The organism is Brevibacterium aurantiacum (assembly GCF_003932995.1).
GTDB lineage: Bacteria > Actinomycetota > Actinomycetes > Actinomycetales > Brevibacteriaceae > Brevibacterium > Brevibacterium aurantiacum.
In genome coordinates, this window is sequence record NZ_CP025333.1 from 2,391,447 (window position 1) to 2,406,498 (window position 15,052).

The 15,052-nt window shown below is 62.8% G+C and carries 10 protein-coding genes; 4 read left to right on the forward strand and 6 right to left on the reverse strand.

Annotated elements, in window-relative coordinates; translation table 11 throughout:
- The first annotated feature begins 146 nt into the window (after positions 1 to 146).
- Positions 147 to 1,220 carry a septation protein SepH gene (sepH, locus tag CXR25_RS11120; RefSeq protein ID WP_029417479.1) on the forward strand — a complete coding sequence of 358 codons (1,074 nt, stop codon included), beginning with the start codon at positions 147 to 149 and terminating at the stop codon, positions 1,218 to 1,220.
- On the opposite strand, the gene cydC is transcribed toward sepH, so the two are convergent.
- From cydC to CXR25_RS11135, 3 genes are read right to left on the reverse strand one after another with little or no spacing between them, the layout of a single operon-like run.
- Positions 1,195 to 4,638: a thiol reductant ABC exporter subunit CydC gene (gene cydC / locus CXR25_RS11125; RefSeq protein ID WP_096167257.1), complete on the reverse strand. Its 3,444-nt coding sequence runs from the start codon at positions 4,636 to 4,638 to the stop codon at positions 1,195 to 1,197. The two genes, sepH and cydC, sit on opposite strands and share 26 nt — an antisense overlap.
- Positions 4,635 to 5,657, reverse strand: coding sequence for a cytochrome d ubiquinol oxidase subunit II (cydB, locus tag CXR25_RS11130; RefSeq protein WP_009884391.1), 1,023 nt, complete (start codon positions 5,655 to 5,657; stop codon positions 4,635 to 4,637). The genes cydC and cydB overlap by 4 nt, the downstream gene beginning before the upstream one ends.
- A 12-nt stretch (positions 5,658 to 5,669) precedes the next feature.
- Entirely contained in the window at positions 5,670 to 7,235 is a 1,566-nt protein-coding gene (locus tag CXR25_RS11135) for a cytochrome ubiquinol oxidase subunit I (RefSeq protein WP_035279304.1), read from the reverse strand.
- A 298-nt stretch (positions 7,236 to 7,533) separates the two neighbouring features.
- Here CXR25_RS11135 and CXR25_RS11140 point away from each other — a divergent pair, with 298 nt between their 5' ends.
- Both CXR25_RS11140 and CXR25_RS11145 read left to right on the forward strand, forming a co-directional pair.
- Complete coding sequence (locus CXR25_RS11140) at positions 7,534 to 7,896, forward strand: BlaI/MecI/CopY family transcriptional regulator (protein WP_009884389.1); 363 nt, start codon at positions 7,534 to 7,536, stop codon at positions 7,894 to 7,896.
- A gap of 18 nt (positions 7,897 to 7,914) precedes the next feature.
- Entirely contained in the window at positions 7,915 to 8,808 is an 894-nt protein-coding gene (locus tag CXR25_RS11145; RefSeq protein ID WP_096160784.1) for a M56 family metallopeptidase, read from the forward strand.
- A 65-nt stretch (positions 8,809 to 8,873) separates the two neighbouring features.
- Here CXR25_RS11145 and CXR25_RS11150 read toward each other — a convergent pair whose 3' ends face one another.
- Positions 8,874 to 10,985, reverse strand: coding sequence for a DNA gyrase/topoisomerase IV subunit B (locus tag CXR25_RS11150; RefSeq protein ID WP_069600299.1), 2,112 nt, complete (start codon positions 10,983 to 10,985; stop codon positions 8,874 to 8,876).
- A gap of 127 nt (positions 10,986 to 11,112) precedes the next feature.
- On the opposite strand from CXR25_RS11150, the gene CXR25_RS11155 reads away from it, so the two are divergent.
- Positions 11,113 to 11,952 (forward strand): N-acetylmuramoyl-L-alanine amidase, encoded by an 840-nt coding sequence (locus CXR25_RS11155; protein ID WP_069600300.1) that lies wholly within the window; start codon positions 11,113 to 11,115, stop codon positions 11,950 to 11,952.
- Positions 11,953 to 12,113: 161 nt separating this feature from the next.
- Here the strand turns inward: CXR25_RS11155 and CXR25_RS11160 are convergent, their stop codons facing one another.
- Together CXR25_RS11160 and CXR25_RS11165 are read right to left on the reverse strand one after the other, a co-directional pair.
- Positions 12,114 to 13,535 carry an RNA polymerase sigma factor gene (locus CXR25_RS11160; RefSeq protein WP_009884385.1) on the reverse strand — a complete coding sequence of 474 codons (1,422 nt, stop codon included), beginning with the start codon at positions 13,533 to 13,535 and terminating at the stop codon, positions 12,114 to 12,116.
- Between the two features lie 203 nt (positions 13,536 to 13,738).
- Positions 13,739 to 14,944, reverse strand: a complete 1,206-nt coding sequence (locus CXR25_RS11165) for a DUF4192 family protein (RefSeq protein WP_069600301.1) — start codon at positions 14,942 to 14,944, stop codon at positions 13,739 to 13,741.
- Between the last annotated feature and the right edge of the window lie 108 nt (positions 14,945 to 15,052).

A 15,052-nucleotide genomic window follows, 5' to 3' on the forward strand; every position in this document is an offset into this window, starting at 1 on the left:
CTGGCCGTTGCCGATTGCGCGCTGACTGTTGCCGATGGCCCGCTGGCCGTTCGCGGTGGGCATTTCGCGACTCGCGCGCAAATCTGCCCAACACGCGGTGCCGAACGTGACACGATGCAGGGAGACGCGATAAAGGAGCTTAAGGCATGCGTGAACTGATCTTGAACGGAGTCGACGCCGACGGCACACATCTGCTGCTGAACGACGAAAACGGGCTGCAGTATCGATTGGCTCTCGACGAAGCTCTGTACGCCGCTGTCCGCAAGGACCGCACCACAGTCAAGCCCGAGACCCCTGTGCGCCCCCGGGACATCCAGGCGATGATCCGCGGCGGGATGAGCGCAGAGGAAGTCATTGCTTCCACAGGTGCCGATATCGAACAGGTCCGCACCTACGAGCGACCAGCCCTGGCCGAACGCGCACACACCGCGTACACCGCCAGCCAGCATCCGATCTATTCCGATCATGACCCCAATGGCGACCCGACTCCCCTGGTGGAGCTGTGCCAGACCCGTCTGGCGATGCGCGACGTCGACATCGAGACCATGGATTGGGATGCGTGGAAGCAGCAGGACGGCAACTGGTACATCCAGCTCAGCTTCACTGCCGCTGATCGGACTCGCACGGCCGGATGGAATTACTACCGCCGGTCACTGACACCCATCGACGACGAAGCGAAGTGGTTGGCAGATTCCGGTCCGACGGATACGGGCCCCATCCCGAACTACGGTACCGGCGCCGAACGACAGAAGAACACCGAGGAGATCGACACTCCGCCCGCTCCTCCGGCTTCATCCGAGCCCTCTCCCGCCGCCCGCGACCACCAGGCCGAGACCGGCCGGATCTTGGAGAATCTGCGCAAGCGGCGTCGCCATGAGGAAGAGGACGAACCCCGAGGTCGGCTCCGCGCCGTCACCGAGGACCCCGAGACCCACCCACAGGGTGCGCACACCGCACCGGGTCGGCCGGAGGACGCGACCGATGACGAGGTCTTCGCCTTCGAAGATCCTTCGAGGCCGGACCCGGACGAACCTCAGGAACCGACCCAGGAGGTCGGCAGATTCGATGACGACAACCAGCTGTCTCTGCTCAATGAGCCTGGAGTCAGCGAAGATTCGAATCAGTACAAGGACCCTGAGTCGAAGGCGAAGTCGAAGAAGAACAGCCGCGCATCCATTCCCAGCTGGGACGAGATCATGTTCGGCTCGAAGCGCGACTGAGTTCGTCTCCCAACTCGACCAGTCGATCGCCCTCAGCGATCAGACTGCGATCGTGAGTGACCATCACAACGGCGTGTGAGTCCAGGCTCATCCGCAGATCAGCCACCAGCCGATGAGCCATCTCATCGTCGAGGTGAGCCGTCGGCTCGTCGAGGACGATCACTTCGGCCCCGCTCAGGATCGTCCTGGCCACGGCCAGCCGCTGACGCTGCCCGCCGGAGATGTCAGCACCGTGATCGCCGACCCACAGGTCCAGGCCAGCGGCATCTGCCCATTCGCCGAGGCCAGCGCGGGTCAGAGCCTCACACATCTCCTCTGTGGTGGGTGTGCCCGAACGTGCGATCGCGAGATTACCTCTCACCGTCGACCGGAAGATGTGCGCCTCCTGGGGACACCACGCAATCCTCCCTGCGAGGTCTGACGGTGCAAGGCTGAGCACATCCGTCTCGCGGCCTGCTTCGTCTTCGGCACGATAGCTGCCGGTCCACGGGTCGAGGAAGCGCAGGAGCACGCTCAGTGTCGTTGACTTGCCCGTCCCGCTGTCACCGTGGAGAACCGTCCACTGCCCCGTCCGAGCACGCAGATCCACGTCTTCAACGACGGGGCCGGCTTCCCATCCGACGCTCATGCTTTCCAAATTGAGGGCGGTGAAGGAGCTGCCAGCAGCACGCTCGCCCCCGTTGCTCGCCCACGTGCCGTTCTCGTTTGAGCTACAACGTTCCGACCGGGCCGGTGGCATTGCGGGGAGACGGTCGAGAACGACACCGAGGCTCGGCAGCGCACGGAATGCGAGCATCGACTGTGAGAAGACATCCGCGCACCCCAGCGCAATGAGAACGACGACGGCCCGGATCTCGGTCGGTGCCGATGAGGTCAAGGCGATGAGCACCGCGGCCCCGACCGTGCTCAGTTGCAGCCAGAGTTGGGCGATGCCGAGGTGGTGGGACGAGCGGCGCTGCACACGGCGCAGTTCCTGCTCTTCGCGGCCCAGTGCTGTCAGAACCGTGCCCACGCCGCGATTCGTTCGCAGGTCCGCTGTGGCATTCAACGCACGTGCCAGGACAGAGAGGATCCGGTTGCGTGCAGTTCGGACGCCGCGGGCCAGACCGCTCTCACTCCTGATCACGGCTGCCGGCAGCAGGATCAGGTTGAGGCCGCCGAGTATCAGGAACACCGGCAGCGACGCCGGGTCGAGGGCCCAGGCCGCGATGAGCACCGCGATGAAGACCAACGCCGAGGCGATTGGTGGGAACAGCGTCCGCGGAATCAGATCGCGAACATCATCGGCATCGGAGACCATGGTGCGCAGCGCTGCATCGGAGGTCAGCAGCTTCCGGTCCCCCATTCCGACCGCTTCGAAATGCTCCCACAGACGAGAGCGCAGCCTGCCCAAGGAGGCGAAGATCGCCGAGTGCAGTTTGAGGCGGCTGAGATAGAGCAGCACGGACCGGCTCAGCCCGAAGAATCGCACCCCGACGATGGCGACGAGGAGAATCATGATGGGCGGCTGGTAGGAAGCCTCGACGATGAGCCACGCGGAGACCGCAGTCAGTGCGATCGCGGCCAGACTCGAGGCGCACGATGCGAGCAGCGCGATGATCATATTCGGGGTGAACAGAGGCATGCTCGAACGCAGGAGCGACCAACGGCGGCGAAGCCTCGCCCGCGGTTCTTCCGCTGCGAACTCACGGTTCGTCGTCGCCGTGTCTGTGCCCTGAGTCCCATCCTCCGATGACGGGACGGCAGGAACTTCCCCGCCCGCCGCAGACGCTGCCTCGGACACATTCGCAGAAGCAGACTGGGCAACCGTGCCCGAATCTGCGGTCAGAGCACGGGCGTGCGCAGTCGCCGAATCGCTGAGTGCACCGTGGAGTTCATTGGGTCTGCTGGGCACGATCTCGTCCCCTGCCAGTGCGACGACACGGTCGTCATGGCTGGCCAGGATGACACGCACACGTGTGGCCGCCTCGGCGATCATGCCGATGATGATCTCCGCGTTCTCATCGTCGAGGTGGGCGGTCGGCTCATCGAGGACGAGGGCTGTCGCATCATCGTCGATCAGGTGCTGGACACGGACGAAGGCGAGTCGACGAAGCTGACCTGGACTCAGTGCCGAGGTCGACAGGTGCGTGTCCACGGACAGTCGGGCACGGCTCAGAGCGGCAGTCTGCAGATCGGGTGAGAGACCGTAGACATCGAGTTCAGCCCCAATCGTCGCACCGAAGAATCGTGGAGCCTGCGGGACGAACGCGACTCGGCGAGGTGCCACTGTGGTGCGGGCCTGGGCGGGCAGGTTGCCGGCCAGGGCCGAGAGAATCGTCGATTTTCCCGCACCTGAGGGCCCCCGGACAGCGGTGATGCCCGGTGACTCCCGGAAATCACCGGACCACTCGATCGTCGTCCGATTCGGGTACACGACCCGGTGACGGACCTCCGTCGTCTCGTCATGGGCCTCGGCACTGGTCGCACTGTCCCGGTCTGGCCCTTCATGTGTCTCGCTCTCGGTGCTCTCGATCAGCGCATGTGCCCGGGCTTGGGCCTCACGGCCGTTCTCGCTGGCGTGATAGCCGGCGCCCAGCTCACGTAGAGGGGTGAAGCACTCGGGTGCCAAGAGCAGGACGAAGAGACCGGAGCTCAGGTCCATGGTTCCCGAGACCAGTCGCAGGCCGATGACGACGGCGACCAGGGCCACGGAGATCGTAGCGATGAGTTCGAGGGCGAGGCTTGAGAGGAATGCGATGCGCAGCGTTGCCAGGTTGGCGCCGTGGTACTTCTCCCCCAGGGCTCGCAGCGTGCGCGCGTGATCCCTGGATCGGCCCAGGCCGATGAGCACGGGCAGGCCCTCGGCCAACTCGGCGAGGTGATCGGACAGGCGCTCGAGTGCCGTGGTGCTGGCTGCCGTCGATTCCTCGGTGAAGCGGCCGATGAGGATCATGAAGATCGGAACCAGCGGCAGACACAGGGCGATGATGACCGCCGAGAGGACGTCGGTGAACACGATGCGCACAAGCAGCGTCACCGGAACCACCGCCGCCGCGGCCAGTGCCGGCACCACGGTCGTGAAGTAGTCGTCGAGGTCGTCGATGCCGCGGGTGACGGTGACTGCTGTGTTCATGCGAGGCTGGCCGCGCCCGGTCAGCAGCGAGGAGAGGATCGAGGACCGCAGCCGCTGTTTGTTCACCGCTGCCAGGGACGTGCCCAGGGTGTGATCTGCCCACAGGTTCGCTCCGCGCAGTGCCGCCCCCAGCAGTCCCAGCACCGCCCAGACTGCGACAGGGCTCGTGCCGATGATCGAACGCACCAGAGCCTCGGCGATGAGCACGATGCCGACGGCACGCGCCAGTGCACTGAACACGGAGAGGCAGAGTCCCCGCCGTCCAGCCGGCAGATCGAGCAGGATCCGCAGTGGCGAGCTCATGATCTGATCGCGACCGGAACGCGGTGTGCCTCCGGGATGTGGGTCTCGGCGATCCGTCCCAGGAACATGCGGTAGCTGTAGATCTGGTAGGCGATGATGATCGGCAGGAAGACAGCGGTCACGACCAGCATCACCGTGAGGGTGTAGTCCGATGACGAGGCCGAGGCGATCGTCAGCGAGTTCGCCGAGTCCAGTGTTGAGGGCAGGACATTGGGATAGGCCCCGGCGAACACTGCGGCCAGTCCCGCCACGAGGTAGATCCCGTGGAGGGCGAAGGCTCGCTTCTCTGCCCCGGAACGCACCGCGAGGTACGCTGCCACCAGCGCGATCACGGCGACGACGACTAAGGCAATGAGCCACGGACGTGCGGTGATGGAGAGCCCGAACCAGATGAGGAAGCCGATCGACCCCGGCAGCATCAGTCTCCGCGCCCACCGCTGAGCCTTCTCTCGGATGTCGCCCTGAGTCTTGAGCCCCAGGAAGATCAGACCGTGGACGAGGGCGAAGCCGACCCCTCCCAGGCCGCCCAGGACCGCGGGCCATCCCATCCAGGCGAAGGCTCCGCCGACGATGTCACCGTGTTCGTTCAAGGGCAGCCCGCTGGAAGTGATGGCGAGCATGGCACCGATGAAGAACGCGATTCCGGCCGAGCCCACTGCCATGGCCCACGTCCAGAAGGACTTCCACACCGCGCTGTGGCCCTTGCCGCGATATTCGATCGCAACTGCACGGAAGATCAATGCCAGCAGGCACAGTGTCAGTGGGATGTAGAGCGCGCTGAAAAGCGAGGCGTACCAATGGGGGAAGGCAGCGAAAGTCGCACCGGCAGCAGTGATCAGCCATACCTCGTTGCCGTCCCAGGTCGGTCCGATCGTGTTGAGCAGCACCCGTTTCTGCCGTTCGGTGCGGCTCAGCACCGGCATGAGCATCCCGACGCCGAGGTCGAAGCCGTCGAGGAACAGATACCCCATCCACAGCACGATGATGAGGACGAACCAGATCGTAGCGAGAGTTTCCATCGTGACTTCTCCTCAGTACGCGAACGACAGGACGTCGTCTTCGTCGTTCGTGATCTTTGGGGTGTGATTGGTCTTCGTGACCTCCGGCATCGCCGAGGCGACCCCTCCCCTGATGTAGACGATGAGCAGCCGCAGTTCCACGACCATGAGAATGCCGTAGACGAGACTGAGGCTGATCAATGAGAACAGCAGCATCCCCGGGGTGAGCTCAGGAGACAGCGCCGCTTGAGTGAACATGTACACGCCATCGAGCTGCGCGGGATTCGGCGCGACCACGAACGGCTGACGTCCCATCTCCGTGAAGATCCAGCCTGCGGAGTTGGCGATGAACGGGGCAGTGATCGACAGGAGCGCTCCGCGCATCAGCCACGGTGAGGCGGGGACGGTGCCTTTTCGAGTCAGCCACAGTCCCAGCGCGCTGACCCCTGCCGCGATCATGCCGAACCCGATCATGAACCTGAAGCCCCAGTAGGTGACGATCATGATGGGCTGGTAGTCGATCTTCTCGCCCGAGTGCTGGCCGTAGCGTTCGTCCTCGGGCAGATGGGTGCCGTATTTCTCCTGGTAGTCAGGAAGCAGCGTCGTGACGCCGTGCACCGGAGTGTTGAAGTCACCCTTGGCGAGGAAGGAGAGCAGCCCCGGGATCTCGAATACGTTCTCCACCCCGTCGCAGTCGTTGGATGAGGGATCGCCGATCGTGAGCACGGAGAACTCGGTGCCGTCGTGGCAGGCGGCCTCGGCTGAGGCCATCTTCATGGGCTGCTGTTCGAACATCAGCTTGGACTGGATGTCACCGGTGATCGCGACTCCGACGAAGGCCACGAGGCCGACGACTGCCCCGATGCGCAGGGACCGGATCCAGACCTGATGGTCGATGGCGTCTCTGCCGGGCACATCAGGTGCGGAACCGACGACGACCTTTCCGTCGGCCCCGATGGTGTCGATACCGTCCTTGCGTCGGCGGTACAGGTGATACCAGGAGATTCCGAGCAGGAAGCTGCCGCCCACGGCCAACGCCCCGCACAGTGTGTGAGCGTAGGCCGCGAGAGCCGTGTTGTTCGTCAGCACTGCCCAGACGTCGGTCATCACCGCTCTGCCCTCGACCAGCTCGACACCGACGGGGTGCTGCATCCATGAGTTCGCAACGATGATGAAGTAGGCGGAGATCCACGATCCGATCACGGCACACCAGAGGCTGCCTAAGTGGACGGCACGAGGGAGTCTGCCCCAGCCGAAGATCCAGAGCCCGAGGAACGTGGACTCCAGGAAGAACGCGAGCAGAGCCTCCAGCGCCAGAGGCGCACCGAAGACGTCGCCCACGAAGCGGGAGTACTCACTCCATGCCATGCCGAACTGAAATTCCTGGACCAGACCGGTGGCAACACCCATGATGAAGTTGATGAGGAAGAGCTTGCCGAAGAACTTGGTGCTGCGCAGGTACATTTCGTTGCCGGTGCGGTGGTACCTGGTCTGCAGAATCGCGACGAGCATGCCAAGGCCGAGGGTGAGCGGAACCATCCAGAAGTGATAGACGGTGGTGATGCCGAATTGCCAGCGCCCGATGAGAACCGGATCCAGGTCCATGGGAACTCCGTTCGTGGAAGACCTAATTTCTACAACACGTAGAATTCTACAACACGTAGAGGACGTTGCGGCAATATTCTGCCCACTAAGATCTGCCGTCCCAGAATGAGCGTCATTGCCCGTTTGCGCTCACCCTACTCCGACGGAATAGGCGGGCGGACGAAACCGGCCCGAAAGCCGCACCCACAGCGGCCACGAAGCGGATTGCTGTTGATCTCACATGGAATTCGACAGCCTGTAGAGTTAGACTGATCTGGCAAGAAGAAGCATCTCCTCGAAGGACAAGGACACCGTGGGAACACTGGGCGAACTCGAACGCAGCGTCATGGACGCCATCTGGGTACATGATGATGGGTTGAGCGCGGCCGAGCTCCGCGATGTGCTCGCAGCACGCGACCTCGCACTGACCACCGTCCACACCGTCCTCACTCGACTGGAGAAGAAGGGCTTCGTCACTCGCGATCGCAGCATCCGCCCGCACCGCTACCTCGCGGTGTCAACACGCGAAGACCATGTCGCAGAGCTGATGACCGAAGTTCTGTCACAGGCACCTGATCGCCAGGCCGTTCTCGCCCGCTTCCTGGGCACTGTGTCGGAGGCCGATACGAAGGCTCTGCGCAATCTGCTGGGACGCAATCACTCAACCAACTCCTGAAGCAGGTAGTTCCCGAGCATGAGCATCGTGGGATCCGTCCTCGCGGTACTTGCATTTCTCTTAGCGTGGCCGGTCCCGGCTGCGCTGTCTCGTTTTCGCGGAGACCCTATCTCGAAAGTCATTCTGTGGCAGGCCGTGGGCCTTTCCGGTGGCCTCTCACTTATCGGTACGGCTTTGGCCTTCGCCGTGGCTCCGGACTCGCGCAGCCTGCCTGAGGGACTGTGGCAGCTCGCCAGAGGAGAGTCGCACACCACCCTCACGGTCTTCGGCTGGATCTTCCTCATCATCGCGGTGGCGCTCATCGCGCGCCTGCTGGGCTGTCTGGCGCTGACGTTCTACTCAGCGCGCAAGACTCGCGTTCGTCATGATGAGATCCTGCATCTGCTCAGCGAACCGTCTGCCACGTACCCGGATACGCGGATCATCACGACCGACGAGGTTGTGGCCTATTGTCTGCCGCAGGGACCGCGCAAAGGCACTGCGGTTCTCTCCACCGGTCTGCTCGAAGTCCTCAGCGAGGACGAGCGCACTGCTGTCATCGCCCACGAGCGAGCCCACCTGGATTTTCGCCACGACGTGCTGGTCATTCCCTTTGCCGCATGGCATCGCGCCCTGCCGTTCTTCTCGGCCACGGCGATCGGACTCAACTCCATCAATGGTCAGATTGAACTCATGGCCGATGACCAGGCGCGTGAACATGTCGATCCTGCGATTCTGGCCCAAGCGGTGCGTGAAGCAGCAGGCATCAGCCCGGAACACCGCAGCGACCTTTCGGTTCAGAGAATCGACCGACTTTCGCGTCCGCTGGACCCTGCGCGGATCCCGGTGCGTGTGACGTCGAGCCTCGTCGCACTGGGACTGCTGCTCGTCCCCAGTCTGCTGCTCTTCGCTCCGATCGCCGCCGGAATCTGAGCTGGACGGGAGCGCCGCCTAGCTGAACACCGTAGTTCAGCTGGCGGGGCCCCACCTCGTTCGGTTCAGCTGTCGATGCGCTCGGCGTCGAGGACAGCGGCCCCCGAGACGATGAATTCCTTGCGCGGGCCAACGGAGGAACCCATCAGGAGCTCGAAGGTGTTCTCCGCCGCTTCGGCATCGGCCATTGTGACCCGACGCAGTGTGCGCATACTCGGATCCATCGTCGTCTCCGCCAACTGGTCGGCATCCATCTCGCCGAGGCCCTTGTAGCGCTGAATGGGTTCCTTGTACGTCTTCTTCGACTTCTCCAGCTTCTTCAGCAGCGCTTGGAGCTCTGCCTCGCTGTAGGTGTAGATGACATCGTTCGGTGTTCCTCGCTTCGTGACCACTTCCACGCGGTGGAGCGGTGGAACGGCGGCGAACACTCGCCCCTGTTCGACCAGCGGCTTCATGTAGCGGAAGAACAGGGTCAGCAGCAGGGTACGGATGTGGGCACCGTCGACGTCGGCATCGGTCATGATGATGACACGCCCGTAGCGGGCGGCATCGATGTCGAAGCTGCGGCCGGACCCCGCCCCGATGACCTGAATCAGAGCGGCACATTCGACATTGGCCAACATGTCAGACAGAGATGCCTTCTGCACGTTGAGGATCTTGCCGCGGATCGGAAACAGCGCCTGATGGTCGGAGTTGCGAGCAGCTTTCGCCGTCCCCATCGCGGAGTCACCCTCGACGATGAACAGCTCCGTGTTCTCCACCCCGTTGTCACGGCAGTCGTAGAGCTTGGCAGGCAGAGACGATGCCTCGAGTGCCGTCTTGCGACGCTGATTCTCTTTGTGCGTGCGCGCCGAGATGCGCGATTTGAGTTCGGCGACGACCTTCTCCATGAGGACGGCCGCCTGCTGCTTCTCTGCGCGTTTGGTCGAGGACAGTATGTCGCCCAGCTGCCTCTCGACCGTCTTCGCCACGATCTGCCTCACCGCAGCCGTACCCAGGACTTCCTTGGTCTGTCCTTCGAACTGAGGTTCTGCCAACTGCACCGTGACCACGGCGGTCAGCCCAGCCAGGACGTCGTCCTTTTCGAGTTTGTCCTTGCCCAGTTTGAGCTTGCGGGCATTGGCTTCAACGGCCTTGCGCATCGCTTTCAGACTGGCCTGTTCGAAGCCGGACAAGTGCGTTCCGCCGTGCGGAGTGGACACAACATTGACGAAGGACTTCACCTTCGTGTCGTAGCCGGTCCCCCACCGCAGAGCGATGTCGACACCGACCTCGCGTTCAACCTCCTTCGAGACCAGATGGCCCGAGGAATCGAGCACCGGAACTGTCTCACTGAATTTCCCGGTGTCCTGCAGACGCCAGGTGTCCGTCATCGGCGGATCGATCGACAGGTGGTCGACGAATTCGGTGATGCCGCCGTCGAAGCGGAAGACCTCGAGTCGTTCGGCGATGACTTCACCGGTCTCGTCACGTGCGACTCCACGGCGGTCTTCGATCCGCAGCTCGAGACCGGGGACGAGGAATGCCGTCTGACGAGCGCGCTCGACGAGATGCTGGTAGTCGAACTGAGCTTTGGACAGGAAGATCTGCGGATCGGCCCAGTATTGGACGCGGGTTCCGGTGACTCCCTTCTTCGCCTTGCGGACGACGTCGAGCCCGGTCGGCTCGTGGAATTCTTCGAACGGATTGTCTGGCCCCGGCTGACCGGACGAGTCATCGAATCGTCCCGGCACTCCGCGACGGAAGGACATCTTGTGAACCTTCGACCCTCGGGTGACTTCGACATCGAGGCGAGCAGAGAGCGCATTGACGACTGAGGCGCCGACTCCGTGCAGGCCGCCGGATGCGGCATATGAGCTGCCGCCGAACTTGCCTCCGGCGTGGAGCTTGGTCAGGACAACCTCGACGCCGGTCAAACCGGTCTTGGGCTCAATGTCCACGGGGATGCCACGGCCGCTGTCTGTGACAGCCACCGAACCATCTGGTTCCAGTTCGATGAGGATCGATTTGCCGAAACCACCCAGAGCCTCATCAACAGCGTTGTCGATGATCTCCCACAGGCAGTGCATCAGCCCTCGGGAATCAGTGGTCCCGATGTACATGCCCGGACGCTTGCGAACCGCTTCGAGACCCGACAAGACGGACAGATGCCTGGCGCCGTAACTTTCCTCTTCCACACGTTTCCTCTCGTTCGATTAAATTCTAATCGCTCAGTCGACTCTGTCCCGGCCATTGCGAGCCGTGTCTCGCTTCGATTCTGCCGAATCCTCCTGCGCAAAGCATCTTTGCTGGAACAATGGCACTATGTCTCCACGTCGCAGCCTCGCAGTCCCCCTGGTGTGTGCAGCACTCGCCTTTCCCACCCTCACCTCGTGCGGACCGGAGCCGCAGGAAGATGCGGCCGCCTCCACCTCAGCCCCCTCCGCTTCGGCCGCACCCGAGGGAACGGAGCGTTCTGCGAGTGCTGAGACACAGAAGACCCCGACCACGGAGCCTGCCGTCGATCTCAGCGGACGGACAATCGCCATTGATCCCGGCCATAATGGAGGCAATGCCTCACACCCGAGCGAGATCGCGAGCCCGGTGCCGGATGGTCGCGGTGGAACCAAGGCCTGCAACACCACAGGTACCTCGACGAACTCCGACTTTCCCGAAACCGACTTCAACTGGGGAGTCGCTCAGAAGCTCGAGAAGGATCTCGAAGACGCCGGAGCGAAGGTGGTGATGAGTCGCGATGACAATGATGGCGTTGGCCCCTGCGTCGATGAGCGCGGCACATTCGCCGATGATGCCGACCTCATGGTCAGCATCCATGCCAACGGAAGCGAATCGTCCACGACAAAGGGCTTTCATGTCATTGTGGCCGAACCAGGCAGTTCGGATACCGTCGAGGACGACTCGAACCGTCTTGCCGATGCCATGAGCAAGGCTTTTTCCGGCCCCTTCACACCCAACAGCGCCTATGGAAAGGACGCGATCAGTCGGCGTCCGGACCTGGCTGGGCTCAACAACGCCTCCGTGCCTGCTGTCATCGTCGAGTGCGGCGAGATGCGCAACCCAGACGAAGCCAAGTCCATGGAATCGAAATCCGGTCAGCAGAAATATGCTGACGCGCTGATGGACGGCATCGTCGACTGGTACTGAACCTCATCGCGACCAGAGGACTCCCTGAAAGGCAAGACGACGTCTCAAAGAGAGACGTCCCTGAACAGAGAGATCGCCTGCGGTCGCGGGAATTCGCGTCCGCAGGCGATCGTTGTCACCGGCTCAGAGCCAGAGTGCAGCCCAGGCTGTCGGCAGCCGACTCAGTCGAGGTAATCGCGCAGAACCTGTGAGCGTGAGGGGTGCCGCAGCTTCGCCATGGTCTTCGACTCTATCTGGCGGATGCGCTCACGCGTGACGCCGTAGACCTTGCCGATCTCGTCTAAAGTCTTCGGCTGGCCGTCGTTGAGTCCGAAGCGCATCGACACGACTCCGGCCTCACGCTCGGACAAGGTGTCGAGAACCGAGTGGAGCTGTTCCTGCAGCAGCGTGAAGCTGACCGAGTCCGACGGGACGACGGCCTCGGAGTCTTCGATGAGGTCACCGAACTCAGAGTCACCGTCTTCGCCGAGCGGAGTGTGCAGAGAGATCGGCTCGCGACCGTACTTCTGAACCTCCACGACACGCTCAGGTGTCATGTCAAGTTCCTTGGCAAGCTCTTCTGGGCTTGGTTCCCGTCCGAGATCCTGCAGCATCTGGCGCTGGACGCGAGCAAGCTTGTTGATGACCTCGACCATGTGCACCGGAATGCGAATGGTACGAGCCTGATCAGCCATGGCGCGGGTGATGGCCTGACGAATCCACCACGTGGCGTAGGTCGAGAACTTGAATCCCTTCGTGTAGTCGAACTTCTCGACTGCACGAATGAGGCCCAGGTTGCCTTCCTGGATCAGGTCGAGGAAGAGCATTCCACGACCGGTGTAGCGCTTGGCCAGCGAGACCACGAGACGCAGGTTGGCCTCGAGGAGGTGGTTCTTCGCGATGCGGCCGTCGTGGATGATCCACTTGTAGTCCATGGATTCGCGCGGTTCGGTGATGCCACCGGCGTCGAGCAGATGCTCGGCATACATGCCGGCTTCGATGCGCTTGGCCAGATCGACCTCTTCGGCCGCGTTGAGCAGTGCGACCTTGCCGATCTGCTTGAGGTAGTCCTTGACCGGGTCAGCGGTGGCGCCGGCAGACACGACCTGCTGTGCAGGTGCGTCCTCTTCGTCGGCATCGGAGACGATGAAGCCGCCTGCTTCGGTGACCGCGGCGTTCTTCTCCTTCTCTTCGGAGTTCTTCGTCTCAGTCGCCTCGGCGGGGCTCTGTTCGGTTCCGAGTGTGTCGGTTGCCGGCTCGACGGTCTCGCCCGCTTCGAGCACATCGTCGGACTTCTTCTTCGCGCCGCCGGCCTTGGTGGTCTTCGCAGCAGTCTTCTTCGCCACGGTGGTCTTTGCTCCGGTGGTCTTCGCCACCTTGGCTGCCGTCGATTTCGTGGCAGCAGTTTTGGCCGTCGCCGTCTTGCGGGCGGCGGTGGTCTGCTTGGTCCCGGTCGCCGCGGCGGTCGCTGAAGCCGATGTCTTCGTCGTCTTCTTGGCTCCCTTCGACGCCGCAGTGGTCTTGGATCCAGCGGTGGAGGTCTTGGCGGCCGTTTCCTCCGACTTTTCCGTCACCGTCGTGGATTCCTTGTCGACTCTCGGCACGTGTTCACCTTTCGCGAGCGTTGAAACTTCTCGAATGCACCAGGACATTACTAAGACCCATGTCAAGAGGTCCGAGGATCGGGCCCGAGGGGAACACATAGTTCGCCCATGATGCTATGACAGGGTCAACACCCAATTTTCGCACGATATTCCCGGCTTTGCGAATTGAGCCCGGGACGGTGAGTCGAGGGTGTGTCACGGCCTCATCCGGGGCCGCGACGCACCGGCATCAGCCACCGTGGGAGATACCCATGTTGAACGGCGTTGATGATCAGTGTAGCCATCGAATGATCAGCATCGAGGTCAAGCCCGGCCTGGGCGTAGTGCTCTGCCATCGTCGACCCTCCCAACGACCATTCGAACCATGCGATCACAGCATAGGCGGTGGCCCGGACATCCGGGTGGCCCAGAGGGATGTAGGCCTCGAGGAACTCGATGCCCAACTGAACATCGCTTGGCTTCGGAGCGCGATCGGACAGGCCCACCATGTGCTGGGCAGCCTGCGGGGATCTTCCATATCGCTGTGCGCGACGGTGCAGCTGCCCGGGACCGCATTTCTTCAGATCAGAGCGTGAGAAGTTCGGGTGGTCGAAGCTGAGGATCATCTCGAGTGCGTCCCGAGACCACTTCTCCCCCAGAATCGCATCGATGGCCATGACCGTCTGCAGCGTCATCAGCTCTGTGAGGGCGGCTCGGTCGATGGGGTCGTCTCCCTCGCTCAGGCGGACCAGCCGCGGATAGACCTCGGAGATGATGTCGAAACCCTCGCCGATGGTCAGCCGGGTGTCTGCGCAGTCTCTGCGGCTGTCTTGGAACTCCGCTGCTGAAACGGGCCTGGCCACGAGCTCCTTCGCTGATGCCGCGGGCGCTGAGCCGCCGGCGATGAGTTCGGTGGCGCAGGCCGAGGTCGCTGCGGCCTCAAGCAGGGTGCTGGTCAGCCCATCGCCATCGATGCGACCGAATCTCTCCTCACTCACCCACCACGCGCCCAGAGTGTCGATGCCTCGGTCCCCCAGCGCCATGGCAATCTCGTCGATGGCGGCCCGGATGAGATCCCGGCGAACGTATGAGTACTCGTCGCCGTTGTCCCCGCCTTGCGCAGGATCTGTGTCCGGCCTCCGCCCTGCCCCGGGCAGATCGCGCTGATATTCCGAGTCGTAGAGGGCCAGGAACACTCCCGAGGCGGCGCAGGCTCCGGCGATGAGATCGCTGTACCACTGCCCTCCCTCGGCAACGATGTGCGCGGCCGTCTCCAGGTCGAAGTCGACGCGCAGCGTCGTGGCACATGACTGACCGCCGTCTTCGTCGGTTCCCACGATGATGGCCACAAGGCTCTCGCGTGGAATGTAGCCGAGCGTATGGGGCACGATTCCGATGATGTCTTCTGCTGTCTTCGCTGTCGTCTGCATGGGATCACTTAAGCTTCTCCTCTGCCGGAATGACCAGGGTTGATCAGATGCCTGTGGATTCGCTCGAAGCATCCACAGGCCGAGAGCACATGAGTCCGGTCCGCTGTC